We start from the raw sequence: 25,183 nt of genomic DNA, 5'->3' as shown, positions 1-25,183 counted from the left end.
TTATTTCAGGGTCTTATAAGATGCTGACCACGTAGTAGCTACACGACAATTGAAAACACTATTTCTACTTGTAAAATAAATTCAGCATGACGTTGGAGCGAAGTAAATTCATTATGAGTGCAACTACACAAATAAAACTAGGGGTTTTAGTTATAAAAAAAGCCCCAACAAATGTTGAGGCTTGATAAAGCATTATATCTCTTGATTATAAATTAGCGCCGTGGCAATTTTTGAATTTTTTACCACTACCGCATGGGCAAGGTTCATTTCTGCCAACGGTTGCTTCCTTACGGATTGGCTGTTGTGGAACGGGCTCACGCGTATCGCCAAATTCGATACCTGGTTCTTCTCTACCAAATTCTTGTTTAGTAGTTTGCAACTTCGGCTGTTTTACCGGAGCTGGTGCTTCTCTAACCTGGTCTGGCTCTTGCTGAACCGGGATACCGCCTTTATATAAGAAACTTACTACTTCTTTATTTACCGCATTAAGCATGTTTTTAAATAGGTTGAAAGCTTCCATTTTATAAATCACCAATGGATCTTTTTGTTCGTAAACTGCATTTTGTACAGATTGCTTCAAATCATCCATTTCGCGTAAATGCTCTTTCCAGCTATCATCGATCAAGGCAAGGACAATGGTTTTTTCGAATGAACGAACTACTTCTTTTCCTTTATTATCGATAGCTTTTTTCAAATCAACCGCTACCTGAATACCACGGATACCATCAGTAAACGGAACCACAATCTGTTCGATGTGCTCGCCACGTTCCTGATAAACCTGGGTTAAAACTGGTAATGATTGTTGGATAATGGCTTCCGATTTACGTGCGTAAAATGCTTCAGCTTCATCAAATAACCTTTCAGTTAACTGAGGGATGTTGGTTGAAGTAAATTCTTTTTCGGTAATGGCCGTATCTAAAGAGAAGTTTTTGATTACTTCCAGTTTAAAACCATCGTAATTTCCTTCTTGTTTATATTCGCTTACGATATCTTCAGCAACATCGAAAACCATATTGTTCATATCTACATCTAAACGCTCGCCAAATAACGCGTTTTTACGTTTAGCGTAAATTACAGTACGTTGCGAGTTCATCACATCATCGTACTCCAATAAACGTTTACGGATACCAAAGTTGTTTTCTTCTACTTTTTTCTGTGCACGTTCGATAGATTTGGTAATCATAGAGTGTTGGATCACTTCACCATCTTCGATACCCATACGTACCATAATACCAGAAATACGTTCTGAACCAAATAAACGCATTAAGTTATCTTCTAACGAAACGAAGAACTGAGATGAACCCGGATCGCCCTGACGACCTGCACGACCACGTAACTGTCTATCTACACGACGAGACTCGTGACGCTCGGTACCTACAATGGCTAAACCGCCAGCTTCTTTAACACCTGCACCCAATTTAATATCGGTACCACGACCAGCCATGTTGGTTGCAATGGTTACAGTTCCTGCCTGACCAGCTTCGGCAACAATATCGGCCTCTTTCTGGTGCATTTTCGCATTTAATACATTGTGTTTAATTCCGCGGAGTTTAAGCATACGGCTTAACAATTCTGAAATCTCTACCGATGTTGTACCCACCAATACCGGGCGACCAGCTTGCGGCTCTAGTTGCCCTGTTTCAGGATTAACCGCTGGGATTAATGCACCTTTAGCATCGAGCTTAGGCACAGCCCTACCTGTTGGATCGTATTTGATTACCGGTTTGCCATCTTTTTGTTTTGGATTTCCTTCTTTATCCAATTCATATTCTGTTTCGTAGTGAGAATACGGGAAAACAAGAAACTGAATTTCTGAAGCAACAGCGTTATATTTTTCACGAACAGTACGGTAAACGTAATCCTGCTCATCTTTTCTAGAAATATTTCTGTTGGTTGGAATTTCTACCACATCTAGTTTATAGATTGACCAAAACTCGCCAGCTTCTGTTGTCGCAGTACCCGTCATACCACAAAGTTTGTGGTACATACGGAAATAATTTTGCAAGGTTACGGTTGCATATGTTTGGGTAGCATCCTCAACTTTTACATTCTCTTTAGCCTCAATTGCCTGGTGTAAACCATCAGAGTAACGACGGCCATCCATAATACGACCTGTTTGCTCATCAACAATTTTAATCTTTCCTTCATCGATGATGTATTCTACATCAATTTCAAATAAAGTATAAGCTTTTAACAATTGGTTAACCGAGTGGATGCGTTCTGCTTTAACAGAATAATCGCGCATTAAGGCATCTTTTTGAACAACCTTTTCTTCTAAAGGCATGTCAGATTTCTCTAAATCTGCAACTTCAGTACCTACATCAGGCAATACGAAGAAATGAGGATCTTCACCTGACTGGGTAATCAGTTCGATACCTTTTTCAGTTAACTCAACCTGGTTATTTTTCTCATCGATATAGAAATACAATTCAGAATCTACCTTAGGCATATTCTTAGATTGATCTGCCATATAGTGGTTTTCGGTTTTCAACAACAAACCACGAACACCGCTTTCACTTAAAAACTTAATTAAAGCTTTGTTTTTTGGCAAACCACGGTATGCACGCAATAAGGCTAAACCACCTTCACCTTCTTCGGTTCCGCTGTTGCCTGCGTTGATTAATTTCTTCGCTTCGTTTAATGCTTGGGTTACATAAGCTTTTTGTGCATTAACCAAACGTTCGATACGTGGTTTTAATTCATAAAACTCATGCTCATCGCCACGTGGAATCGGACCTGAGATAATCAAAGGGGTACGGGCATCATCAATCAAAACTGAATCGACCTCATCCACCATTGCAAAATGCTGCTTGCGCTGCACCAATTGATCAGGTGTCTGCGACATATTGTCACGCAGGTAATCAAAACCGAATTCATTATTGGTTCCGTAGGTAATATCTGCGGCATAAGCTTTTCTCCTTTCTTCAGAGTTTGGCTCATGTTTATCAATACAATCTACACTTAAACCATGAAATTCGAATAAGGGGCCATTCCACTCACTATCACGACGGGCCAAGTAATCATTCACGGTAACAATATGAACACCTTGTCCGGCCAATGCATTTAAATAAGCCGGCAATGTACTTACCAGGGTTTTACCCTCACCGGTAGCCATCTCGGCAATTTTACCGCTGTGCAATACAATACCACCAATTAGCTGTACATCGTAATGCACCATATTCCAAACGACTTCGGTTCCTGCAGCATCCCACCTATTCGCCCATTGTGCTTTATCGCCAACAATTTTAACATTGTTTTTTCTTGCAGCATAATCTCTATCGAACTGGGTTGCGGTAACCTCTAAATAATCGTTTTCGCTTAAACGACGAGAAGTTTCTTTAATTACAGCGAAAGCTTCCGGAAGGATTTCCAAAAGTACTTTCTCTAATTCTGTGTCGCGCTCTTTACCTAAGGCATCAACCTGATCATAAATCGCTGTTTTCTGGTGAAGATCTAAATCTTCGCTTTCTGCATCAGCTTTTAGTGCTGAAATTTTCTCATCAATTTCGGTTAAAAAGGCCGAAATCTTTTCTTTAAATTCTATGGTTTTACCACGTAACTCATCGTTGCTAAGCGCAGACAGTTTACTGTAGTGTTCGTTAATTTTAACAACCAATGGCTGAATAGCCTTTATATCTCTTTCTGATTTACTTCCGAAAACCTTCGCTAAAAATCCTAACATTATAATATTTTAAATCGTATTTATTATTAAAAAATGGTGTGTTACAACAACCAAGCCATTGTCTTTCTTAAGTCAGTTTGGCAGTTGTTGGTATGAATGAGGCTAAAAACCTCTCAAAAAATCTTGTAGAAAAGAAAATTAGGGACTATTGTTCTTCGGTTTTTTTCTGATTGTTAAATCGGCAATTACCTGATTTACGCTCACATATTTTGCAACTTTCAATTGGGCTTGGGTCCCGATTAAAGCAAGCTTGGTGTACGATAACAGATAAGGGTTACGGTCTTCATTAAGTTGAACCGACTCTTTACCTGTTGAATTAACGCTGATATTATGCTCGTTACAATATTCGTTTAATATCCTTAGCCCTTCAACGCGTTCGGCTTTTGCCAAATGTGTTAAGCTAAAAAATACAAGCGATATGGTAACCAGGTGTTTCATTAATAGCGGCAAAGCTAGTTTTAATCTTTTATAAAAAGAAATTACATCATCGCAAAAAGCGTTCCTCAATTTCTAAGCTTTTTTTGCTTTTGTTTTCAACAGGTTTCGAACTCACGTTTAAATGGAACGTAAAAGCTTAGTATAATCCTTATAATTGTTTTATTTTCATAAAGACGTTAGGATTTCTTAGCGTCTTTTTTAATTTTATGCATGTCAATGAAAGTAATTACGCTATGCTATCGAAAAATAATTGATGCAACCAATACCAGCACATGGGACAAGTTTGTACATGAAGACAGTTTTGCTGAATTTAAAATGCAAGCTCAATTTTATAATCAGGAAGAGCGGCTTACTACTTTCGCCGAAATGGTACTGAATGTTCCAGAGGCAGAGAAGTTACATTTTTTGGTCAGTGCAGCTATTACTGGCTATTTGCGCCAGTTAAATGGAATTATTCCTGATGTACTGGATAATTTAGGCAGACGTTTTCTGACTTTTGAAAACTTTAAATTCGAATTGATCAATTCGGACATTAACAGTCTTGAAAAGCATAAAGTGGCCATCAATTTTTTCTCAAAACCGCTGGTTTGGCACGATACGATAGATAATTTGCTTTTGGTATCGCAATTTAAAGAAAGTAATGAAGATGAAGTTTTCACTAATATTTTTCAGATCCAGCCTTTCGTAAGTATCCACGCCATAAAAAACATTGATTAACGATGGAACTCAAACCTGGAAAAATATTTTTAGCCGATGAGCGGGGCTTAACAGAAACTTCGGCACTAAGAAGATACAGCACCTTTAATTTTGAGAAATATTACAGTGAGCACAGAACACCTTTCGGCAACTTATTTTTATGTAATGATGAATCGATTGCTGGCGGAAAGGTTACGTTTTTTCTATGCAAGGAAGATTCGCTCCAGATATTTATGCCCATTACTGGCGGAATTGATATTGTTGCCAACGGAAAAGAATTTGCTTTAGAAACCGGGCAAGTACAGGTGTTGAATATGGGTAAGGGAGAAGTTTTAGAAATCAGCAATCCTTATCAAAACAATGTGATTAACTACATACAGTTTGGGATTAAAACCGATATGTTTTTAATGCGGGCAAGTGAAATGCTTTTCAGTTTCGATTTTGAGAAAAACAAGAACCAGCTGCTCGAAATTATATCAAACCCAAAATTGCCTTTTAAATTAAGTGCCGGCATTTTTGCTGGTCGTGAAGAAGCAGTTTATAAAATGCAAAGTCCAAACCATCGGTTCTATGCTTTTATTATTGATGGGGCTTTCGAAATTGAAGGCCGCTTGATGCACTCAAGAGATGGTTTAGCGCTCTGGGATATTGAACAGGTAGAACTGGAAGCATTGGGCAACAATGCAATTGTAGTGGTTTTGGAGTTTGGATTTTAGTTTTTTTGTCATTCTGAATGCAATGAAGAATCTTTAATTTACTAATAGATTCTGAAACAAGTTCAGAATCATCTTCTCTGTGAAGTCAGATGTTACCATCTGACTTATTGCACATCTAAAAAGATTTGATTCAGTGTAAGATCCAGCGAAGCGTAGCCCTGCAAAGCCCGCCCCTTTCCCGTTCTTCACGGGATTGGGCAACGCCCAAATAATAAATTACCAGTTTATCCTTCTACAGACTCAGGATTGAATTCACCTTCTGTTATTCTGAACACACCGTATAGAATTTTTAATTTACCAAATAGATTCTGAAACAAGTTCAGAATGACGAATCGCATGGGAAAGACTGCAATGCAATCAGATGTGACCATCTTACCTAGCGTAAATCTAAAAAGATGATTCAGTGTAAGATGGTACATCTTACACCACAAACAAAAGCCTACTATTTAAAAACCACTTCTGTAGCCCCGTAACCAAACTTTTCTTTTCTGGCATCCATGTATGTTTTTACATGTGGGTTTTTACTGATCAGTTTATGGATTTTATCTCGTAGAGTACCATTTCCTGAACCGTGGATAAAAACGATTTTATCGAAATGATGCACAACCGCAGCATCCATCGCAGTTTGAAAATGATTGATCTGTATCTGCAACATTTCATCAGCTTCCAGAAAATGATGATCATCTCTCAATTTTTCGATGTGCAGATCGATTTCTTTTTGAGGGGCTGTAACTGTTTTTTTCTCTTCAGTTGATTTAAAAAAACTTTCTTTTAATTTTTGCGGATCGATGGTTACCGGAACCAGATCATCCAAGCGGATTAACCAGCCCTTATTTCTCAATTGAGGCAATTCCTTTTGTTCGGTGCTAAAATCTTTTGCCCTAAATTTCTTACGGATTACCAAAGGATCGATAGGTTTCACATCAGCTTTGCTAAATACTAAAACCTGAAAGTTAAATTCTGGCCAAAGATCAAGATCAGCCAAGGAAGCAGAATAAACTAAAGTAGAGCCGTAAGATTCGATTATCCCATGAAAAGCACCTGCATACTTCTCTTTACGCTCCGTAGTTAAGTTTACCAATAAAATATTTGGAGAATGGTTCTGCAGGTGAAAATGTACCACATTACCGGCCTTATCATCGGTAGCAACAGCTATATAAATACCGTTTTCGATTTTGTTAATACTGGGGATATTTACATGGACGGGTTTGGGGGCATCTAACTCTTCGGCTACCACACCATGACCATGTACAGAAGTTAAATTACTCACCGCAACAGGTATCTCGAAACCATCTTCATCGGTAACACCTAAAGTTTGGCTATCGATAATTTTAGTTACATAACCTTCACGTTTTTCATCAACAAAACGCACAAAATCTCCCAGTTTAAATTTCATTACTTATTTTTTTGTAAAGGTTTTCAATCTAATTCGTTGGTTCAATCAAGAAGTATTTTATCACGCATCATATCTTCTGACTTTCGACCCCTCACTCAATTAATGACGAGTATCGTTTCCGTGATAAATGCTCAGGTAACTTTCATACCTCGAAACGGCAATTTCGCCCTCGTTTACCGCGGCTAAAACGGCACAACCAGGCTCATTAATGTGCCTGCAGTTGTTAAAACGGCAATTGTGCGAGGTTTTAAAGATTTCTCTAAAAAAATGACCTAGTTCTTCTTTTTCAATATCAATAACGCCCAGTTCTCTAATTCCGGGAGAATCGACAATGAAACCGCCCTGTGGTAATTCGAACATTTCGGCAAAAGTAGTGGTATGCTGCCCTTTATCGCTCCAGTCTGAAACCTCTCCCGTTCTTAAATCACGATCGGGCAATAATGCATTAATTAAACTCGATTTCCCAACGCCCGAGTGACCAGATATCAGTGTAATTTTATTTGTAATCAATTCCTGAATAACCGGAATATTAATGCCTTTTAAAGCCGAAACTTCGTAACAGGCATAACCAATACTCTCGTATATCTCTTTAAACTCCTGAAGAATTTCTAAACCCTCTTTACTAAACAGATCGAGTTTATTAAACACCAAAACCGCAGGTACATCGTAAGCCTCGGCCGTAACCAGGAAACGATCGATGAAACCTAAAGATGTACGGGGCGAAGCCAGCGTAACCACCAACATGGCCATATCCAAATTTGCAGCCAATATCTGCGCCTGCTTACTTAGGTTGATCGATTTGCGGATAATGTAGTTTTTACGTGGCAGCATTTCGTGTATCAAACCCTGGTTGCTATCCCGTTCCAGATCAAATTTCACCCTGTCGCCAACCGCAATCGGGTTGGTGGTTTTAAGTCCTTTAATCCTGAATTTCCCAACAATCCGGCAATCATAGCGTTCGCCATTATCGGCCAAAACACTATACCAGCTCCCTGTAGATTTAATAACTAATCCCTGCATATTTGCGGTAAAGGTATGAATATGATTTCATTGGTAGAAGCGGCTAGCCAGGATAAAAGTTTGTACATTATGTTGAAGAATAAAAAGAATACCGACATTTCGGCGATATATTTTGTTATCCATTAAATATCTTACATAAATCCAACGCTTTAAAAGGCAAAAAACCTAAATTTGCGACAATAAAAATCAAAAATATAATGAGTTTCAGAATAGAACACGATACCATGGGCGAGGTGCAGGTACCAGCCGACAAATACTGGGGTGCACAAACCGAACGCTCACGCAATAACTTCAAAATCGGACCAGAAGGTTCGATGCCAAAAGAAATTATCCATGCTTTTGGATACCTGAAAAAAGCAGCTGCGCTTGCCAATACCGAACTTGGTGTATTATCAGCAGAAAAAGCCGATTTAATTGCTAAAGCTTGTGATGAAATTATTGCTGGACAGTTAGATGATCAATTTCCCTTAGTAATCTGGCAAACAGGTTCGGGTACACAAAGCAACATGAATGGTAACGAGGTGATTGCAAACCGCGCTCATGTAATTAACGGTGGTTCATTAGCTGATGATAAAAAAGCACTTCACCCTAACGATGATGTAAATAAATCACAGTCATCAAACGATACTTACCCAACAGCAATGCACATTGCAGCCTATAAACTTACGGTAGAAAATACCATTCCAGGTTTAGAAAAATTAAGAAATACTTTAGCCAAAAAAGTAGAAGAATTCAGTTCGATCGTTAAAACCGGGCGTACACACTTTATGGATGCTACCCCACTTACCTTAGGGCAGGAATTTTCGGGTTATGTACAACAGATCGATAACAGCATCAGGGCCATTAAAAATGCTTTGGTTATGGTTGCCGAGCTGGCTTTAGGTGGCACCGCCGTTGGTACTGGCTTAAATACACCAAAAGGATATGATTTTTTAGTGGCTAAAAAAATTGCTGATTTAACCGGTTTACCATTTGTTACGGCTCCAAATAAATTTGAAGCCCTGGCAGCGCATGATGCAATGGTAGAGCTTTCTGGTGCTTTAAAACGTACTGCGGTTGCTTTAATGAAAGTAGCAAACGATGTAAGAATGTTAAGTTCTGGCCCACGTTGTGGTATTGGCGAAATTGTAATTCCTGATAATGAACCAGGATCTTCAATTATGCCAGGTAAAGTTAACCCTACGCAACCAGAAGCTTTGACTATGGTTTGTGCACAAGTAATCGGTAACGATGTTGCCGTTTCAGTGGGTGGGATGAGCGGCCATTTCGAACTTAATGTGTTTAAACCACTTATTGCGGCTAATGTATTACAGTCGGCCCGCTTAATTGGCGATGCCTGCGTTTCTTTCACCGATAAATGTGCGGAAGGAATCACCGCTAACTTGCCAGAAATTGAGAAGCATCTACAAAATTCTTTAATGTTGGTTACGGCTTTAAATCCGCATGTGGGTTACGAAAACGCCGCTAAAATTGCGAAGAAAGCACATAAAGAAAATAAAACTTTAAAAGCTGCAGCTGTAGAATTGGGCTTGTTAACCAACGAACAATTTGATGAATGGGTTCGCCCGGAAGACATGGTTGGCAGTTTGAAATAATTAATTTTAAAGATGTTATAAAATAAAATTTGTCATCCTGAGCTTGTCGAAGGACCTGCTATAAATTTATAGTAAAGCCTTTCGACAGGCTCAACGTGACAAATCCGAGTGAAAATATTTTATGCTACAACCTCTTTGTTAACGGCAACAATTATAGGTATAATCAATACGGTTAATTAAAAATAGATAATATGAATTCAGTACTCTCTACATTGCTCAGCTTAGTATCCATCATTCCTCCAGTTATCATATTTGGAACCTGCTGCTATTTTTTAGCAAAAAAAAATGTAGTTGAGGCCATTTTAATGACCATAGGCTCAGGAATTGGTATACTGATACACTTATTTTATATTCTATTGCCACTATGGATTAGTAACAGGAATATCCCCTACACTGAAATTTCAAAATATTATACTTTAACCGGTATTATCGGTGCACTAGCCAATATTTGTTTTGCAGCCGGCTTTTTAATCCTGATTACCAATACCATTAAAAAGAATACTGTAACACACGATCAATTTCCTAAAAGCATCGATTAACAATACAATGAACAAGCTGCACCTGGGTTTAAAGAATTTCTACATCATCCTTTTTACATTATCGATCTTACATGTAGCTTGTAGTCCGCGGCCTAATATACAGGGCAAAGGTGAAGATTTTATGCAAGGCGTCTGGAATGAAGATTCCGTCGCTTTTAGCAATAAACTGAGCAACTACACACAGCACCATTTCAAATTTACCTGCGATTCTGTTTATATTGACATGGTTACCTACAGCAAAGTAAATTTTTACGAAGATTCTTGCTACAACAATGGCATTTGGAAAGAATATGCCAGAGGCGTTTATGTTGTTAAAGGCGATACCCTATTTGTTGGTGCCACCTTTACACACGCTAACCATAAACAAAAAATATCGGGATGTTACCGCATTGGCCGATACGACAAGAACTTCCTGATCAAAAAGAAATCTGCAGATACATTATTGTTAGAAAGTTTAAGTGACCAACGCGAAATCATATTAAACCTCAAAGAAAAAATTACCTGCATACAAAAAGAATTATAAAATGATTTTAACATCAATTAAAAAGAAATTAACCATTGCACTAGTTTTTGGTTTTTTAGCTTATCTACCAATTCAGGCAAATGCCTGGGGCACCATTGGCCATCGTGTAGTTGGCGAAATTGCCGATAGTTACTTAAAAGCTAAAACACGCAAGGCTATTCAGGGCATCTTAGGTTATGAAACTTTGGCCATGAGTGCCAACTGGGGTGATTTTATCAAATCAGACTCTACCTACAATTACATGTATAACTGGCATTTTGTTAATCTTCCGGCGGGACTGAACAAAGAAGGCGTTTACAACTTTTTAGAAACTGAAAAATCACCTAATCTTTACAACAAAATACCTGATTTAATTGCTGTATTAAAGAAAGCAAGCAGCACTGCAGCCGAAAAGAAATTGGCTTTACGCATGTTGGTACACCTGGCAGGCGATTTATGTCAGCCTATGCATGTTGCCCGTAAAGATGATTTGGGTGGTAACCGTATTTCGGTGTTATGGTTCAATGAAAAATCGAACATCCACAGGGTTTGGGATGAACAGCTTATCGAATATCAGCAGTTGAGCTATACAGAATATGCGAAAGCAATTAATCACCCTTCAGCAATTCAGCTGTATAACTGGCAAAACACAGGCCTTAAAGATTGTATTTACGAATCGTACGGCATTTGCAATAAAATATACGATACCACCAAACCGGATGCTAAATTAAGCTATCGCTACAATTTTGATTGGGTTGATACCCTTAACGAACAGCTATTAAAAGGTGGTGTTCGATTGGCGAAAATGTTAAACGACATCTACGGATAATATTTTAGATATTCTCGATGCCTCAACGCTAAAAAGCTTGGGGCTTTTTTTTCGTCCGTTGTAGCATATCAGAAGCTAGTTTCGTTTATCTGATGTATACCAAAACCAATTAAAACTGATGAAAAAATTACTACTTATCTTAACCCTATGCATGGCATTTGCCTGTAAAAAGAAAGAAACTCTTGCAATTGACGATATTACGAGTTACAAATGGCCCTTGCAATCGGCAACTGTTAGTCCTGTTTTAACCGTAAACGAAAAATCGAGCAGCAATTTCATGACGCTTTCAGGACCTAGTTCTTGTTTAAACAACAATTACGCATTAAGTTTTTCATCAAACGGATCTTATGCTTTCACCTCTACAGGTCCATTATGCGACATGATGTCCTTTCAAAATGCCAAATGGACAAAAAGTGGAAATGAAATCACGCTAAATACTGGTTTCGGCAATACAGAAACTGTAAATTTAAACGGGACAAATATCATTCAAAAATATACTTTTGAGAAGGAAGGAACAACCTACACCGTTACTTATATATTTACAGCAAAATCTAAATAATATTGAAAATTTTAATGGTTTGCCTTGGTAACATCTGCCGTTCACCTTTGGCCGAAGGCATTATGCGCCATCTGGCAGATAAACAGAACTTAAATTGGGAAATTGCTTCGGCAGGAACGGGCAATTGGCATATCGGCAAAGCCCCCGATCACAGGAGTATTTCAGCAGCGAAAGCGCTAGGTTACGACATCAGCAAACAGCGGGCACAACAATTTAACCACTCTATGTTTGCTAAATACGATCTGATTTTGGTTATGGACCAGAATAATTTAGCTGATGTTAAAAACCTTGCTAAAAGCGAAGAAGAGCGAAAAAAGGTTAAACTTTTTCTTGATAACGACGAAGTTACAGATCCATATTGGGATAATGCCCTGTTTAACCCTGTTTGCAGGCAGGTTGAAGAAAGATGTATAGAAATTATCAAACAACTTTCTTAAATTTAAAGCTCAATATCCATCACTAACCAAGTCAGCAAAAATGAAAAAGTACCTATCCATATGCTTATTAATTGCATCCGTTTTTTTATTCCAAAGCTTTACCACCGCTAAGAAATCGGCAAAAGTTTTAGTTTTTTCCAAAACCAAAGGCTTTAGACACAACTCTATCGAGATCGGAAAAGAAGTGATCCAAAAGCTGGGCACTGAACATCACTTTGAAGTAGATACCACAGAAAATGCGGATGTTTTTACAGAAGATAACCTTAAAAAATATGCTGCTGTAATTTTTTTAAGTACCACAGGCGATGTTTTGGATAATAAACAACAGGTTGCTTTCGAAAGATATATCCAGGCCGGTGGAGGCTTTGTAGGCATCCACGCCGCAACCGATACTGAATACGATTGGCCTTGGTATGGTAAATTGGTCGGCGCTTATTTTACAAGTCACCCAGCAGTTCAGGAAGCTAAATTTATCATTAAAGACAAAAAACATCCTTCAACCAAATTCTTTACCGATTCAGTTTGGATGAGAAAAGATGAGCTATATAACTTTAAAGATATCAATCCAGATATTAAAGTGCTGATTACCTTAGATGAGAAATCTTATACCGGCGGTAAAAATGGTAATTTTCATCCTTTTAGCTGGTACCACAATTTTGATGGCGGAAGGGCTTTCTATACCTGTATGGGGCATACTAAAGAAGGCTGGGCTGATGATAAATTCCAGAACCATTTATGGGGCGGTATCGAATATGCCATAGGCAGACAAAAGAAACTAGACTACAGTAAGGCTCATTCTAAATTCTAAGATCAAGAGGTTGTATCACAAAGACAATTTTACCTCAGATGCTGTCATGTTGAGCTTGTTGAAACACCTTAAAAGTATTTAACAGGTCCTTCGACAAGCTCAACATGACAAATCTATATTTATGATACAACCTTTCATTCCCATCTAATAAAACAACTGAGAAAGCACATTGCTTGCACTTGGAACAGCAGGTTTTAACGAAGTAAACTTGGCCAATTGTGCAACCGTTAAAGCGGTTCCCAGTTTCGATTTCAATCCAGAAAACAATTTACCAAATTTGCTTTGATAAGCAGCAGGATCTGTTTTTTGAGTGGCCATAATGGTTGCTTTCTGCACCAGAAAATCTTTCACAATTGTAGTTACAGTTGGTTTTTGAGCCGGAGTTAAACTTAAGGCAGGAGCTAGTTTACCAATAATGCCAGAGGTTAAACTTGCCGCATCGAAACCTGTGCTTGCTGCCGCAGCAGATCCAACTTTACTTAAAAGACTTTGTGCATGAGATGCAAAGTTAAGGCCCAATACCAGGGCAGATAAAATCAATATTTTTTTCATTTCAATAGTTATATATTTAACTAAGGTAAATAATTTACACCTTTTAGGAATGAATATTTTATGAAGTTTTGGCTTTTTTCAAATTAACCAAATAAATATAATTCAGCATACAGAAAGAGGCCACAGCCCCGAAAGTATGCCATAAAAAATGCGTACCAATTGTTAATACATCCCATTTATCGGCAATGCGGAAAGTTAGCGCGAATATGAAAGCAATTAGGGCAAAGCCAACCCATTTGCCATTTTTCCACTCTGTTTTGATCAAATAACCAAATACCGGAAATAAAACCAGCGCGGCCATAAATGCATAATTGATGTTGATGAAGATCTGAAAATCGCCATTACTAAAAAGCCGCCTCACATAAAACTGAAAGAAAGCATACAAGGCTACAATTAAAACGGCAAAATACCACTTGGTTAGTTTGGAAAGAAAGTACACCCCAGCCGAAAGGCATAAAAGCATAATCGGCATCCAGTCCATCATAATAAAAATTGGCCAACGCCTCAATCCATGATAAGTGGTGCCTCCAATTCCGCCTATATAAAGTAAAACCAGGGCAATAGTTAGAAAGGTATGCTGTTTAAAATTCCCCCAAATTTTTATTGTCCAATACACTGCAATAGCTAAAAAAAAGCAACTTGTTATAGTATTAAATGGCTCAGGAAAAAGCTGGCTAAGATTCGTTTCAGTATACATTGTACCTCCATCGGGAGGATTCTGGATAAAAGCGCTCATAGTTAATTAACGTAAACTGAAATTAAATGTTTGGTGAATCCATGTAACGATCAAGATGTAAAAATAATTTCGTGTTTACATTTTCAAGAGGTTAAATATTGGTTAACTCTTTTCCTTCAGCTGGTATTTTTTTGTACTTTAGGTGGATCTAAGCTATAATGATGATGAAACACATATTAATTCTTTTTCTATTCTTAACAACGACAATTTACGCCCAAACACCACCTAAACCTTACGGTGCACTACCATCAAAAAGGCAACTGGCCTGGCATGATATTGAAGTTTACGGCCTAATCCATTTTACGCCAACTACATTCGAAAACAAAGAATGGGGCTTTGGCGATGCTGACCCGAAAACATTTAACCCAACAGATTTCAACGCCGATCAAATTATTAAAGCAGCCAGGGCCGGTGGATTAAAAGGCATCATCTTAGTTGCAAAACATCATGATGGTTTTGCTTTATGGCCAACCAAAACGACCGATTATAACATAAGTAAAAGTCCTTTCAGAGCAGGCAAAGGAAATTTAGTTAAAGAAGTGGAGCAGGCTGTACGTAAAAACGGTTTAAAGTTTGGGGTATACTGCTCGCCATGGGACAGGAACAACGCGCTTTATGGTACCGATAAATATTTGGCCATTTATCAGGCCCAGTTAAAAGAACTTTACAGCAATTTTGGCGAACTTTTTATGAGCTGGCACGATGGTGCTAATGGTGGTGATGGCTATTATGGTGGTGCAAAAGAAAAACGCTCGATAGATAACACTACCTATTACGATTGGAAAAATACCTGGGCCATTACCCGTAAAATGCAGCCCATGGCCAATATTTTTAGCGATATAGGTTTGGATATCCGCTGGGTAGGTAATGAAGATGGTCATGCAGCGCCAACCTCTTGGGCTACTTTTACACCGATGGCTCCTGATGGGAAAAATGAAGCCGTTCCCGGTCAGGCAAATTATCCGCAAAGTCCTGAAGGAATACGAAACGGTAAATTCTGGATGCCAGCAGAATGTGATGTTCCTTTAAGAAAAGGATGGTTTTACCATGCCAACGAAAAACCTAAAACCCCAGAAAAACTGTTCGATCTATATTTAAAAAGTGTTGGCCGTGGCGCAGGTTTAGATCTTGGTTTAGCACCCGATACCCGTGGACAACTTCACGAGGATGATGTTGCTGCACTGAAAACTTTTGGCGACATGGTTAAACATACTTTCGAGAATAACCTGGCCAAAAATGCCCAAATTAGAGCGAGCAACAGTAGAGGCAAAAAGTATGATGTTACTTCCCTGCTTGATGGTAAAAGGGAAAGTTACTGGGCAACACAGGATGATATTCATCAGGCAAGTTTAGAAGTAGATTTAAAAACTGCTAAAACCTTTGATATCATTAGCCTACAAGAGTATATTCCCTTGGGTCAGCGAATAGAGGCTTACACCATCGAGGTATTTGAAAACAATGCATGGAAAAAAGTTTACGACGGCACGAGCATCGGCGCGAAACGTTTGATTAAATTGGAGAGTCCCGTTACAACTAATAAAGTAAAAATAATCATTACTAAATCTCCGGTTTGTATTACGCTAAGTGAAATTGGGATATATAAATTCACAAACTAATTTTAATTTGCCCTGCTTAAGCTATCGCTAAGTTTGAAAGTGAGTTCTGCAACATTTGATATTTCTTTGGATGTTTGTTTACTGTACTTTGATACGCTATCAGCTTGAATATCTCTTAACATCAAAGCAGCAGCAAGAGACATTTTTTTGGCAATTTCTGCTTTCTTCGAACGATCGTAAGCCTCTAAATCTTTAAGCTTAAGAGGCTTCATCTGTTTGATAATTTGCAGGTTATTCTGGCTGGGGATAATGCCATAATCGTTCACTTCTCTAAGTTTTTCCTCTTTTGATAAGGATGCTTTCAAATATAAAAGCTGATTAAAGGAAATCAGGTTATCGCTAAAACTATCCCTTAGCTTCTTGTATTGTTGCGTTTGATAATTCGGAGTAAAAAAGGCTACTCCAAACGAAAAAGCAATAAATAAAATAAACACGCCTGCATAACGCAATTGAGTATTCTGCCAGGGCTGCTTTTGTAATTTAAAGCTAAAAATATAGCAGATTATAAAACCAGCTATCATGCCTGCAATATGTGTTGCATTATCAGTTGATTTAGATAATGATCCATTTAAAATAATTATCGCAGTTACAAAAACTGTACTGATCAACAATGCCCGGCTTGCATTTTTCTCAAAATATTTATTGAGCAAAAGTGCTATAAGTGCACCCATTACTCCCATAACCGCACCAGAAGCGCCAAAAATATAACCCACTTCGTGAAAAAGTAAGCTGATAAATCCGCCACAAATGCCACTTAACAAATAAATAGTTAAGAATTTTTTCCATCCTAATTTATTTTCAACCATTAATCCTAAATAGATTAATGCGTACATGTTAAAAAACAGATGAGAAAACGACCCATGGATAAACAAGCTCGAAATTAGTCTCCAATATTGCCCATCAAGCACCAGGAATTTATTGCTCACACCAAAATAAACCAATAAGGTTTGTATTTTTTCAACAAAACTTTCTTTAGAACCTGTTTGGTAGGCTTGTGTTAGTAAGTATTGCCTGTAAACAAATGTTACAAACGTTATTAAAACCCAATACAGAACATTCAATGCAACCAGAATTGGGGTAACGATATAACCCTTTTGAGGAAAAAACAGGAAGAAAACATTTTTGATCTTATTTTTAATGGCTAATGGGGCCTTTTCAAAATAAGTACCATCGGAAGTGGCAACTAATTCATGGAATTTGAGTCTAATTTCATCCCACGAATCCTTTAGGTGATACTCCACGTATTCAAATTCATGAAAGAACTTTTCGAGGTTTGAATCATTCTTCCCATAATCATTTAAAAGCAGTTGAATGCCTACGCATTCGCTTTTTACTACGGCGAAATTGCGGATAATACGGATCGAGATCTCCTCACTATAGGATTGAAATGATAATGGTGTATAAGCAATAATGCCGGTTTCCGATAAGTGACTTAACTTCCAGCCCAGATTTTCGATTGCCTGCCTGGCAATAATTAGGTATTTATCTGCCGGAAAATCGGCCAAAGGAATATATTTTTCAATTTTAGGCGAGTAACCCCAACTGATTGACATAGCGCGTTATATTTTTTTCGCTACTAAGATAATATAAGGTGATAGATTTTTGCTTTCGAACGGAATAATCTTTGTAAATACTTTTCCGGTTAGCCAAACTACTTTCTTAAATAGACGGACGCCTGCAGATTTCTGGCTTTCATTTTCCAGCCATACACTAAAACGACCAAAATAACCAGATTTTACTTGTTTAAGTCCGGCATGCTCGCAGATAGATTTCAATAACGCGGGATCCATGCTATCGATATTGTGCTTATCATAATTTTCTCTATCGAAATTCTTTTGAAACCAGCCGTTAACCGCCTTAAAATTTGGCAACGTGATAAACAAAGTGCCACCTGGTTTTACAAAAGCAATATGACGGTTAATAATATCGGCAGTATCGTTAAAGTGTTCGATTAAACCGCAGCTTAGTACAAGATCATACTGCTTTTCGGGCGTGTAATTAAAAAGATCGGTTTCAATAATATGGATATCCTTTCCGGTTAATCCGTTCTTTTCTAAAAGCTCATTTACAACCGGTGGATGAACAAAGTAATCTAGAAGGGTAACATCAAGCTGAAAATATTTTTTCAGGAATACGGCATAATAACCCGGAAAACCACCCAATTCTATAGCGGTTTTAACATTATCTTTCTGAATAACATCGGCCAGTTGCTTATGAAATAAATAGTTTGAAGGTAACTGAACCGCTAGTCCTTTTTTACTTTCCCAATAATTTACCCAAAAAGCCCTGTCGGTTAATAAATTTGCCATGTTTTAAATAATTCCAATCCCAAAGAAACGGAAAAATTTGATTAATTGTTAAAGTGGTTAACTGTTTAAACTGATAAAAAATATCACATTGAAACTTCATCACCATTGACCGCAGTAGAAAAATCTTTTAAAGTCGTGGAAAAGATTTCTCCATTACGTTGCACTTCAGTCGAAATGACGACCTGTGCGTTCAATTAACCGATTCAACCACTTAACCGATTAATCCTTCTTCCAATTAACCCTATTTAAGGTCCTTCAAAATCTCAGCCACCGCTTTTTCGAGTTGAGGATCTTTATCTGCCAGACGGTCTTCAAAAGTATTTTTCATGAAGATATCTGGCTTAACACCTTCTTTTTCGATGTTTTTGCCATCCATGGTATAACAGCCCCACGATGGCAAACGGTAAGAAGAACCATCAACCAAACCTTTAGCAGAAGTAAAAATAATCCAACGGTAGGTTTCTGTACCAATAATCTTACCCAATTTTAATTGTTTAAACCCTGCCGCTGTCATTTCAGCATCACTTAAAGATTGTTCGTTAATTAGCAACACGATTGGCTTCGCTGCTGGACCAAAATTACTTTGTGGAGCCATTTTACCGCCGCGGTATTTCCATTGTAAATAAGGGCGCTGAGAAAGGAATTTTAGCACATCATCATGTACGTTCCCTCCGGTATTATAGCGCAGATCGAGGATAATGGCCTCCTTATTTTCTTCTTGTGCAACCATATCCAATAAAAAAGTTTCCAATTCGCCACCACCCATGTTTTTCATATAAGAATAAGCAATCCTGTTGTTGCTCCATTTATCAACATTTTTATGGTTTTGAGCGATCCACTCATCGTAAAGATTTCCGCGCAGGGTACCTGAGCTTTCTGGATGTACGTTTACAAAAACATCTTTTCCGTTACGCTTAAAGGTCAAAGTGATTTCTCTATCCAATGATGGTTTACTAAAATAATAATCGCGGTCTATTTTTTCATCCACCTTAACACCGTTTACTTCTGTCAGAATATCTCCTGCCAAAATATTGGTTCCAGTACGGGCGGCATTACTTTTAGCCGCAATACGTTTAACCTTTAAAGGATTTTCATTATCGAAGATGATTCCTGTTTCGTTGGTGATGTAAGTAAGGTTTTTGCGTTCTTCTGCCCCCGCGCTGTTAAAGCCCATGTGCGAAGAATTTAATTCGCCCAGCATATCGTTCAATAAAATCCTTAGGTCACTACGGTTGTTCACATAGGGCAGATAAGCTGCATAACGTGTCCTCATTTTATCCCAATCTACACCATGAAATTTTTCATCATAAAAATTCTCATCTAAACCTACCCAGGTCTCGTAAAACATCTGGTTAAATTCGGCGTTCAGGTTTCTGGTAAATTTATAACCGTGGTCTACGCGGTCAAGCTTGTTCCCTTCCAAGGTATATTTGTTGATTGCACCTCTTGATAAAACGAAAAATCTATCACCAGTCGATACAATCGAGTAATCGCCCCCATCGGCAACTTTTTCAGTTTTATTGGCTTCAAAAGGCTCAATAGTAGTGCGATAAAGACCTGGTGCGCCTCCCTCATGGTTAGAGGAGTAAAACACATAGGTTTTGTCGCCTTTGGCAAAAGCATCCGTTCCAAATTGGCCACCAAATGCAGGGCCAACCAGTTCTATGCGATCTAAAATATCCTGCGTATTAATGGTAATTACATTTGCTGGTTTTGGCGTAAGTTTTACCTCAGTCTTCTTTTTAGCTGTATCTGTTTTTGCTTTTTTATCATTTTTAAGATCAGTTATTGCAGGCTTAACTTCGGTTGGTGCAGGCTTGGTTTCTTTAAATAGGTCATCAAACTTATCAGAACGGTAAGGTTCGTCATAATTATTCAATGCCATACGGTAAATGTGTGCATTCTGCATTCCCGTTGGGTAAGACGGCTTGGTACGGGCACTGGTAAAGAAAATATATTTGCCATCGGGCGACCACGCAGGCCCTGTTTCGGTAACACCTGTATTGGTTAAATTAATGGTTTTATTACCCTTGATGTGATGCACCATAATATCCTGCTCGAAATTCCGGTATACCGTAAAAAGCACATACTCATCATTTGGCGAAAAGCTTGGCGCGGCACTTTGTAGGGCCCAAAACTCGTCGGTTACCAAAGTTTTGGCATCAAAAGTTTTAAGATCCATCAGCTTGAGCTCATTTCTGCCACTTAGGTATACGGCCATGGTTTTGGTTTTGTTTAAAGTGATATCACGTACATTTGCTTTATCCTTTGTCAGCTGTTTTACCGATCCTTTTCCATCACCGGTAATGGTAAACCAGTTCTGATAGCCATTAGCTGTTTGGCTGAACAAAATCGTTTTGTTATCGGCCAGCCATTTGCATTCTAAAGCACGCTCACCACTGTTGGTAATCTTACGGATAAATTTTCCGTCCGCATCGCTTACAAATACTTCGCCACGTGAAATAAATGCCATCTTTTTGCCATCGGTAGAAACATCGAATGCTGAGATATTTCCACGCACATCGTACTCTTGCTCTTTACTCAATACCTGGTTACGTGAAGTACTGATACTGATTTTCTCGGTTTTCTTCGAAGCTACATCGTAGGTGTACAATTGATAATCTTTCTCAAATACAACCGTAGTTCCGTTAGCAGAAACGAAAGGCCGCTTAATGGAAGTATCAAAACTGGTCAGGCTTGTTTTCTTGCCCCCGATAAAAGTGTACAAATTATATTCCTCATTGCCTTCATCTGATACAAAAAAGACATTCCCTTTTTGATCAACACTGGTCCAGAAATCTTTCCCTATATAATCGGTATAACGTTTATAGCCTTTTGATTTTGGGTTGTAAGATTGAATATCTGGATTGTAGGCTCCTTTGTAGTGTTTGCGGTTTGCAAATCGGTAACTCTCCCAGGTATCGTTAAAAAACAGTTCACCACTTGGCGATTCGGCGATGTGGTGCGTGGTATTGAAATAATTATCGAATAAACGGACGGCCGTGCCACCGTTTACACTTACTTTATAACTTGAAAAAGAATTATAGCGACCAGATGTGAAATAAATTGTTTTCGAATCCCAGCTCCAGTTGTCTACTTCATCCGCAGCATCGTTAAAAGTTAATTGTTTAATATCTCCACCTGTTAAAGGCATAACATACACGTCGTAATTACCAAACTGGTTTGATGAAAAAGCCATCCATTTCCCATCAGGAGATATTTTCGGATTAATTTCTTCGCCCTGCATGGCTGTAACCCTCGAAGCCACACCTCCTTTTACGGGTACTTTCCAAATATCACCATCATAGCTGAATACTATTGTTTGTGCATCGGGCGTTAAAGCAGGGTATGCAGCAAAGTAGGTTTGCCCTTGAACAAATGAATGGATAGACAACAAAAATGCTAGTGTCGCAAGCGATTTTAACAGGGATTTGATCATAATTTATTTTGTTTGGCTTTGATGCATGAACCCGGCTTGTTTAAAATAATCATTAAATTCAGACATGATTATTTTAAACATCAAAGGCTCCATCCTACAATTAAAAAGCAATAAAAAATATTAGGATGAAAATACACAACAGATTTTATATTCGTAAACAATAAAATGTATTTTTGATTGATTTGAAAGTAGTACACCTAAATACCTACGATGGAAATGGCGGAGCAGGGCGTGCCTGTTTGCGTTTAAGTGATGCCTTAAAGGCCAGTGGAATCGATTCGAAAGTATTGGTTTACTATAAATTTGGTCAAAACCCGAAGATAGATACCTTTAGCAGGTCGCCTTTTCAAAAAGCCAAAGCCATTTATAACATCTTATCTGAAAGATATTATGCAAAATGGCTCAGCAAATCGATAAAGACGCCATTCAGTTTACAATGGTTCGGCCGCTCGGTAATTAACCATCCCGATGTTAAAAATGCCGATATTATCCATTTACATTGGGTAAACCACGGTTTCTTAAATCCTAAGTTTTTGGCGCAGCTTGATGAACTGGAAAAGCCAATTGTATGGACTTTTCATGATAGCAATGCTTTTACAGGTGGATGCCATGTGCGTTATGGATGCGAAAATTTTCACCAGCAGTGCGGCAATTGCCCCATTTTAAAAATCAGTGGTAAAAATGATATTTCTCATAAAACCTGGGTGCGTAAACAAAAAGCTTATACAGAATTGAATTTCCATATCGTAGCACCAAGCAAATGGATGGCTGCATCGGTAAAGTTCAGCAGTTTGTTGGGCACGAGGAAAGCTACAGTTATCCCGAATACGATTGAAACAAAAATTTTCAAACCTTATGTTAAATCGGAGGCAAAGAAAATTCTGAAGATCAATCCAGATAAATTTGTCTTGATGAGTGGGTTTATGCCCTCAAAAAATGACAAACACAAAGGAACACCCTATTTAATCGAAGCTTTAGAAATCCTGTCGCGTAGGCCTGGAATACAAAAAGAAAATATTGAGTTGGTTATTTTCGGTAATAAGGAAAATGCCGAAATGCCCGAATTTCCTTTCAAAACCACTTTTTTAGGCACAATTAATAAAGATGATCATTTGGCGAAATGTTATTCTGCTGCAGATGCATTTATTACGCCATCATTGGAAGATAACCTCCCCAATACCGTGATGGAAAGTTTATCGTGCGCTACACCCGTTGTTGCTTTTACCACAGGTGGCATACCTGATATGGTGAAACACATGCAGAATGGCTATCTCGCAGAGTATCAAAATGCAGAAGATTTAGCAAACGGCATTGAGTGGCTGTACCACCGTCCAAATAAAGAAGAAATCCAAAAAGCAGCAAGATTGAGTATTTTAACAGATTTCTCGGAAGAAGTAATCGCTGCCGAGCATATCCATCTTTACGAAACACTGATTGATCTTCAACCGAAATAAAATCTGAACAAAAAAAGAGTGTTATTTTAATTAGTCAATCAACAACAACACACCATCAACAGATTGATTTACAATATATTATATTTAGTCCAATAGTGTTGGACTAATTAAAAATGTTTGGCAGATTCATTTTCAATTGGGGTAGAAAAATTCAAGCAATCTTTATTAAATTTACTCCAATCCAAAAAAGCCATCCCTTGCCAAAGCTAACTGTCATTACCATTGTATACAATAACGTTCGCGATATCGAACGTACCATTCAATCTGTCCTTAAACAGACCTATAAAAAAATCGAATATATTGTAATAGACGGCGCATCAGCTGATGGCACTTTACAGGTTGTTGAGCGTTATAAAGATCAGATTACAAAAATTGTGTCAGAACCCGACAAAGGCATTTATGATGCCATGAACAAAGGTTTAGCATTAGCAACGGGCGATTATGTTTTATTTATGAACTCGGGTGATGAGATTTATGATGAACAAACAGTAGAAGATGTTTTTGCCTCTGCCCCCGGTGCCGATATTTATTACGGGGAAACAGAAATGTACAATGATAACTGGGAAAATTTAGGCCGCAGAAGGCACGAAGCACCCGAAGAATTTGATTGGACCAGCTTTAAATATGGCATGAACATTAGCCATCAGGCCGTTTACATCCGCCGCAGCATTATTACGCCGTACGATTTAACTTATAAGTATAGCTCAGATATTGATTGGATTATCAAAGCGGCAAAAAAGGCCTCTAATATTGTTAATGTTCACCGTTATGTAGCCAAATACCTGGTTGGTGGCATGAGCAAGAAAAAACACCGCGAAAGCTTAAAAGAGCGGTTTAAAATCTTCACCAAATATTATGGTTTAGTACCGAATATCTTTAATCATCTTATCATTGCAGGTAATTTAGCTTTGTATTTTGTTAAGCACCGTAGAACGAACGACTAGATACTTTCTTTYGGGCGTCATTCTGAACTTGTTTCAGAATCTATCTAACTAAACAGTATTGATACCTTAAAAGATGCTGACCACGTAGTAGCTATTAGGCCATTAAAACATAATAAACCTCTAATAAAACAAGTTCAGCATGACGAGTGGACTAAGTCATAGTGCATTGCCTAATCTCAAATTTCTAAAAACAATAATTTCCCCGAACTGTCTTTAATACATTACCTATTAAAAATTTAAAGATTATGGGACAATTAAGTAACCGCACTATTGCTGTACTTACAGAAAGCGGATTTGAAGAAGTAGAATTAACCGAGCCAGTTAAAAGGTTAAAAGAAGAGGGCGCAACCGTTCACATTATCTCCTCAAAAAGTGGAAAAATAAAAGCCTGGGACCATGATCATTGGTCGATAGAAGTTGATGTAGACAAAACCATTTCTGAAGCAAATGCCGAAGATTATAATGGTTTGCTTTTACCGGGCGGTGTTATCAATCCTGATCAGCTTCGTGTTAACGAAGATGCGATAGCCTTTGTAAAGTCGTTCTTTGCCGATGGGAAACCAGTTGCGGCAATCTGTCATGGGCCACAAACCTTAATTAATGCAGATGTGGTTCAAGGCAGAAAAATGACCTCAGTAAAAAATATTTCACAGGATTTAATCAATGCAGGCGCACTATGGTCGGATGAGGAAGTAGTTGTAGACCAAGGTTTGGTTACGAGCCGTACACCAAAAGATTTACCTACTTTTAATGATAAAATTGTAGAGGAATTTGCCGAAGGTGTTCACGAAGGGCTGCATGCCTAAAAACTTTGGACGCTCTTTCTAGATTCACTCAAAAACGGTTGGCAAATTGTCAGCCGTTTTTATTTTAGTCTTTTTTGTGCCGTCAGATGTTACCATCTGACGGATAAATT

22 protein-coding genes are annotated in these 25,183 nt (G+C 38.2%); 13 read left to right on the top strand and 9 right to left on the bottom strand.

The window, feature by feature from the left end; genetic code table 11:
- Positions 1-205: 205 nt before the first annotated feature.
- Both AC1DNH_RS10405 and AC1DNH_RS10400 read right to left on the bottom strand, forming a co-directional pair.
- Positions 206-3,682 carry a preprotein translocase subunit SecA gene (locus AC1DNH_RS10405; RefSeq protein WP_477625365.1) on the bottom strand — a complete coding sequence of 1,159 codons (3,477 nt, stop codon included), beginning with the start codon at positions 3,680-3,682 and terminating at the stop codon, positions 206-208.
- Positions 3,683-3,820: 138 nt separating this feature from the next.
- On the bottom strand, positions 3,821-4,189 hold the full coding sequence (locus AC1DNH_RS10400) for a hypothetical protein (RefSeq protein WP_477581222.1): 369 nt from the start codon (positions 4,187-4,189) through the stop codon (positions 3,821-3,823).
- Between the two features lie 141 nt (positions 4,190-4,330).
- On the opposite strand from AC1DNH_RS10400, the gene AC1DNH_RS10395 reads away from it, so the two are divergent.
- Positions 4,331-4,837, top strand: a complete 507-nt coding sequence (locus AC1DNH_RS10395) for a hypothetical protein (RefSeq protein WP_477607580.1) — start codon at positions 4,331-4,333, stop codon at positions 4,835-4,837.
- A gap of 2 nt (positions 4,838-4,839) precedes the next feature.
- The gene (locus AC1DNH_RS10390; RefSeq protein ID WP_477607578.1) at positions 4,840-5,532 is read left to right on the top strand and encodes a pirin family protein; all 693 of its coding nucleotides are present in this window, start codon (positions 4,840-4,842) and stop codon (positions 5,530-5,532) included.
- 442 nt (positions 5,533-5,974) lie between these two features.
- Here the strand turns inward: AC1DNH_RS10390 and AC1DNH_RS10385 are convergent, their stop codons facing one another.
- On the bottom strand, positions 5,975-6,928 hold the full coding sequence (locus tag AC1DNH_RS10385) for a Smr/MutS family protein (protein WP_477581226.1): 954 nt from the start codon (positions 6,926-6,928) through the stop codon (positions 5,975-5,977).
- A 99-nt stretch (positions 6,929-7,027) separates the two neighbouring features.
- On the bottom strand, positions 7,028-7,948 hold the full coding sequence (rsgA, locus tag AC1DNH_RS10380; protein WP_477581227.1) for a ribosome small subunit-dependent GTPase A: 921 nt from the start codon (positions 7,946-7,948) through the stop codon (positions 7,028-7,030).
- 197 nt (positions 7,949-8,145) lie between these two features.
- Here rsgA and fumC point away from each other — a divergent pair, with 197 nt between their 5' ends.
- The 7 genes from fumC (at position 8,146) to AC1DNH_RS10345 (ending at position 13,217) form a co-directional block, all read left to right on the top strand.
- Positions 8,146-9,543, top strand: coding sequence for a class II fumarate hydratase (gene fumC / locus AC1DNH_RS10375; protein WP_477581229.1), 1,398 nt, complete (start codon positions 8,146-8,148; stop codon positions 9,541-9,543).
- A gap of 191 nt (positions 9,544-9,734) precedes the next feature.
- Positions 9,735-10,082, top strand: a complete 348-nt coding sequence (locus tag AC1DNH_RS10370; RefSeq protein WP_477581230.1) for a hypothetical protein — start codon at positions 9,735-9,737, stop codon at positions 10,080-10,082.
- 7 nt (positions 10,083-10,089) lie between these two features.
- Complete coding sequence (locus tag AC1DNH_RS10365; RefSeq protein ID WP_477581232.1) at positions 10,090-10,605, top strand: fumarate hydratase; 516 nt, start codon at positions 10,090-10,092, stop codon at positions 10,603-10,605.
- Between the two features lies 1 nt (position 10,606).
- On the top strand, positions 10,607-11,413 hold the full coding sequence (locus tag AC1DNH_RS10360; protein ID WP_477581234.1) for a S1/P1 nuclease: 807 nt from the start codon (positions 10,607-10,609) through the stop codon (positions 11,411-11,413).
- Between the two features lie 118 nt (positions 11,414-11,531).
- A complete protein-coding gene (locus tag AC1DNH_RS10355) occupies positions 11,532-11,972 on the top strand; it encodes a hypothetical protein (protein ID WP_477581235.1) in 441 nt (146 codons plus the stop codon).
- Positions 11,973-11,974: 2 nt separating this feature from the next.
- Positions 11,975-12,409 (top strand): low molecular weight protein-tyrosine-phosphatase, encoded by a 435-nt coding sequence (locus tag AC1DNH_RS10350; protein ID WP_477581237.1) that lies wholly within the window; start codon positions 11,975-11,977, stop codon positions 12,407-12,409.
- Between the two features lie 40 nt (positions 12,410-12,449).
- Positions 12,450-13,217 carry a ThuA domain-containing protein gene (locus tag AC1DNH_RS10345; protein WP_477581239.1) on the top strand — a complete coding sequence of 256 codons (768 nt, stop codon included), beginning with the start codon at positions 12,450-12,452 and terminating at the stop codon, positions 13,215-13,217.
- A gap of 144 nt (positions 13,218-13,361) precedes the next feature.
- Here the strand turns inward: AC1DNH_RS10345 and AC1DNH_RS10340 are convergent, their stop codons facing one another.
- Both AC1DNH_RS10340 and AC1DNH_RS10335 read right to left on the bottom strand, forming a co-directional pair.
- Complete coding sequence (locus AC1DNH_RS10340) at positions 13,362-13,769, bottom strand: hypothetical protein (RefSeq protein ID WP_477581241.1); 408 nt, start codon at positions 13,767-13,769, stop codon at positions 13,362-13,364.
- A 58-nt stretch (positions 13,770-13,827) separates the two neighbouring features.
- Positions 13,828-14,505 carry a hypothetical protein gene (locus AC1DNH_RS10335; RefSeq protein WP_477607574.1) on the bottom strand — a complete coding sequence of 226 codons (678 nt, stop codon included), beginning with the start codon at positions 14,503-14,505 and terminating at the stop codon, positions 13,828-13,830.
- Positions 14,506-14,669: 164 nt separating this feature from the next.
- On the opposite strand from AC1DNH_RS10335, the gene AC1DNH_RS10330 reads away from it, so the two are divergent.
- Positions 14,670-16,121, top strand: coding sequence for an alpha-L-fucosidase (locus tag AC1DNH_RS10330; RefSeq protein ID WP_477607572.1), 1,452 nt, complete (start codon positions 14,670-14,672; stop codon positions 16,119-16,121).
- 2 nt (positions 16,122-16,123) lie between these two features.
- Here the strand turns inward: AC1DNH_RS10330 and AC1DNH_RS10325 are convergent, their stop codons facing one another.
- The 3 genes from AC1DNH_RS10325 to AC1DNH_RS10315 form a co-directional block, all read right to left on the bottom strand.
- A complete protein-coding gene (locus AC1DNH_RS10325; RefSeq protein WP_477625364.1) occupies positions 16,124-17,674 on the bottom strand; it encodes a rhomboid family intramembrane serine protease in 1,551 nt (516 codons plus the stop codon).
- Positions 17,675-17,680: 6 nt separating this feature from the next.
- The gene (locus AC1DNH_RS10320; protein ID WP_477625363.1) at positions 17,681-18,430 is read right to left on the bottom strand and encodes a class I SAM-dependent methyltransferase; all 750 of its coding nucleotides are present in this window, start codon (positions 18,428-18,430) and stop codon (positions 17,681-17,683) included.
- Positions 18,431-18,671: 241 nt separating this feature from the next.
- Entirely contained in the window at positions 18,672-21,869 is a 3,198-nt protein-coding gene (locus tag AC1DNH_RS10315; protein ID WP_477581921.1) for a S41 family peptidase, read from the bottom strand.
- Between the two features lie 173 nt (positions 21,870-22,042).
- Here AC1DNH_RS10315 and AC1DNH_RS10310 point away from each other — a divergent pair, with 173 nt between their 5' ends.
- The 3 genes from AC1DNH_RS10310 (at position 22,043) to AC1DNH_RS10300 (ending at position 25,073) form a co-directional block, all read left to right on the top strand.
- On the top strand, positions 22,043-23,323 hold the full coding sequence (locus AC1DNH_RS10310) for a glycosyltransferase family 4 protein (RefSeq protein WP_477581919.1): 1,281 nt from the start codon (positions 22,043-22,045) through the stop codon (positions 23,321-23,323).
- Between the two features lie 197 nt (positions 23,324-23,520).
- Positions 23,521-24,267 carry a glycosyltransferase family 2 protein gene (locus AC1DNH_RS10305; protein WP_477581917.1) on the top strand — a complete coding sequence of 249 codons (747 nt, stop codon included), beginning with the start codon at positions 23,521-23,523 and terminating at the stop codon, positions 24,265-24,267.
- 245 nt (positions 24,268-24,512) lie between these two features.
- Complete coding sequence (locus tag AC1DNH_RS10300; RefSeq protein ID WP_477581915.1) at positions 24,513-25,073, top strand: type 1 glutamine amidotransferase domain-containing protein; 561 nt, start codon at positions 24,513-24,515, stop codon at positions 25,071-25,073.
- Positions 25,074-25,183 lie beyond the last annotated feature (110 nt).

This window comes from Pedobacter sp. 01N310 (genome assembly GCF_056399805.1).
Note: the sequence above shows the minus strand (reverse complement) of the source record. Positions and strands in the feature narration are given on the sequence as shown.

What these genes read in the sequence shown, in the direction of transcription:
- AC1DNH_RS10345 (WP_477581239.1), top strand. Translation starts at nt 12,450, where the DNA reads ATGAAAAAGTACCTATCCATATGCTTATTAATTGCATCCGTTTTTTTA.
- AC1DNH_RS10315 (WP_477581921.1), bottom strand. Translation starts at nt 21,869, where the DNA reads ATGATCAAATCCCTGTTAAAATCGCTTGCGACACTAGCATTTTTGTTG.
- AC1DNH_RS10385 (WP_477581226.1), bottom strand. Translation starts at nt 6,928, where the DNA reads ATGAAATTTAAACTGGGAGATTTTGTGCGTTTTGTTGATGAAAAACGT.
- AC1DNH_RS10355 (WP_477581235.1), top strand. Translation starts at nt 11,532, where the DNA reads ATGAAAAAATTACTACTTATCTTAACCCTATGCATGGCATTTGCCTGT.
- AC1DNH_RS10360 (WP_477581234.1), top strand. Translation starts at nt 10,607, where the DNA reads ATGATTTTAACATCAATTAAAAAGAAATTAACCATTGCACTAGTTTTT.
- AC1DNH_RS10365 (WP_477581232.1), top strand. Translation starts at nt 10,090, where the DNA reads ATGAACAAGCTGCACCTGGGTTTAAAGAATTTCTACATCATCCTTTTT.
- AC1DNH_RS10320 (WP_477625363.1), bottom strand. Translation starts at nt 18,430, where the DNA reads ATGGCAAATTTATTAACCGACAGGGCTTTTTGGGTAAATTATTGGGAA.
- AC1DNH_RS10370 (WP_477581230.1), top strand. Translation starts at nt 9,735, where the DNA reads ATGAATTCAGTACTCTCTACATTGCTCAGCTTAGTATCCATCATTCCT.
- fumC (WP_477581229.1), top strand. Translation starts at nt 8,146, where the DNA reads ATGAGTTTCAGAATAGAACACGATACCATGGGCGAGGTGCAGGTACCA.
- AC1DNH_RS10390 (WP_477607578.1), top strand. Translation starts at nt 4,840, where the DNA reads ATGGAACTCAAACCTGGAAAAATATTTTTAGCCGATGAGCGGGGCTTA.
- AC1DNH_RS10395 (WP_477607580.1), top strand. Translation starts at nt 4,331, where the DNA reads ATGTCAATGAAAGTAATTACGCTATGCTATCGAAAAATAATTGATGCA.
- AC1DNH_RS10340 (WP_477581241.1), bottom strand. Translation starts at nt 13,769, where the DNA reads ATGAAAAAAATATTGATTTTATCTGCCCTGGTATTGGGCCTTAACTTT.
- AC1DNH_RS10405 (WP_477625365.1), bottom strand. Translation starts at nt 3,682, where the DNA reads ATGTTAGGATTTTTAGCGAAGGTTTTCGGAAGTAAATCAGAAAGAGAT.
- AC1DNH_RS10325 (WP_477625364.1), bottom strand. Translation starts at nt 17,674, where the DNA reads ATGTCAATCAGTTGGGGTTACTCGCCTAAAATTGAAAAATATATTCCT.
- AC1DNH_RS10330 (WP_477607572.1), top strand. Translation starts at nt 14,670, where the DNA reads ATGAAACACATATTAATTCTTTTTCTATTCTTAACAACGACAATTTAC.
- AC1DNH_RS10300 (WP_477581915.1), top strand. Translation starts at nt 24,513, where the DNA reads ATGGGACAATTAAGTAACCGCACTATTGCTGTACTTACAGAAAGCGGA.
- rsgA (WP_477581227.1), bottom strand. Translation starts at nt 7,948, where the DNA reads ATGCAGGGATTAGTTATTAAATCTACAGGGAGCTGGTATAGTGTTTTG.
- AC1DNH_RS10335 (WP_477607574.1), bottom strand. Translation starts at nt 14,505, where the DNA reads ATGAGCGCTTTTATCCAGAATCCTCCCGATGGAGGTACAATGTATACT.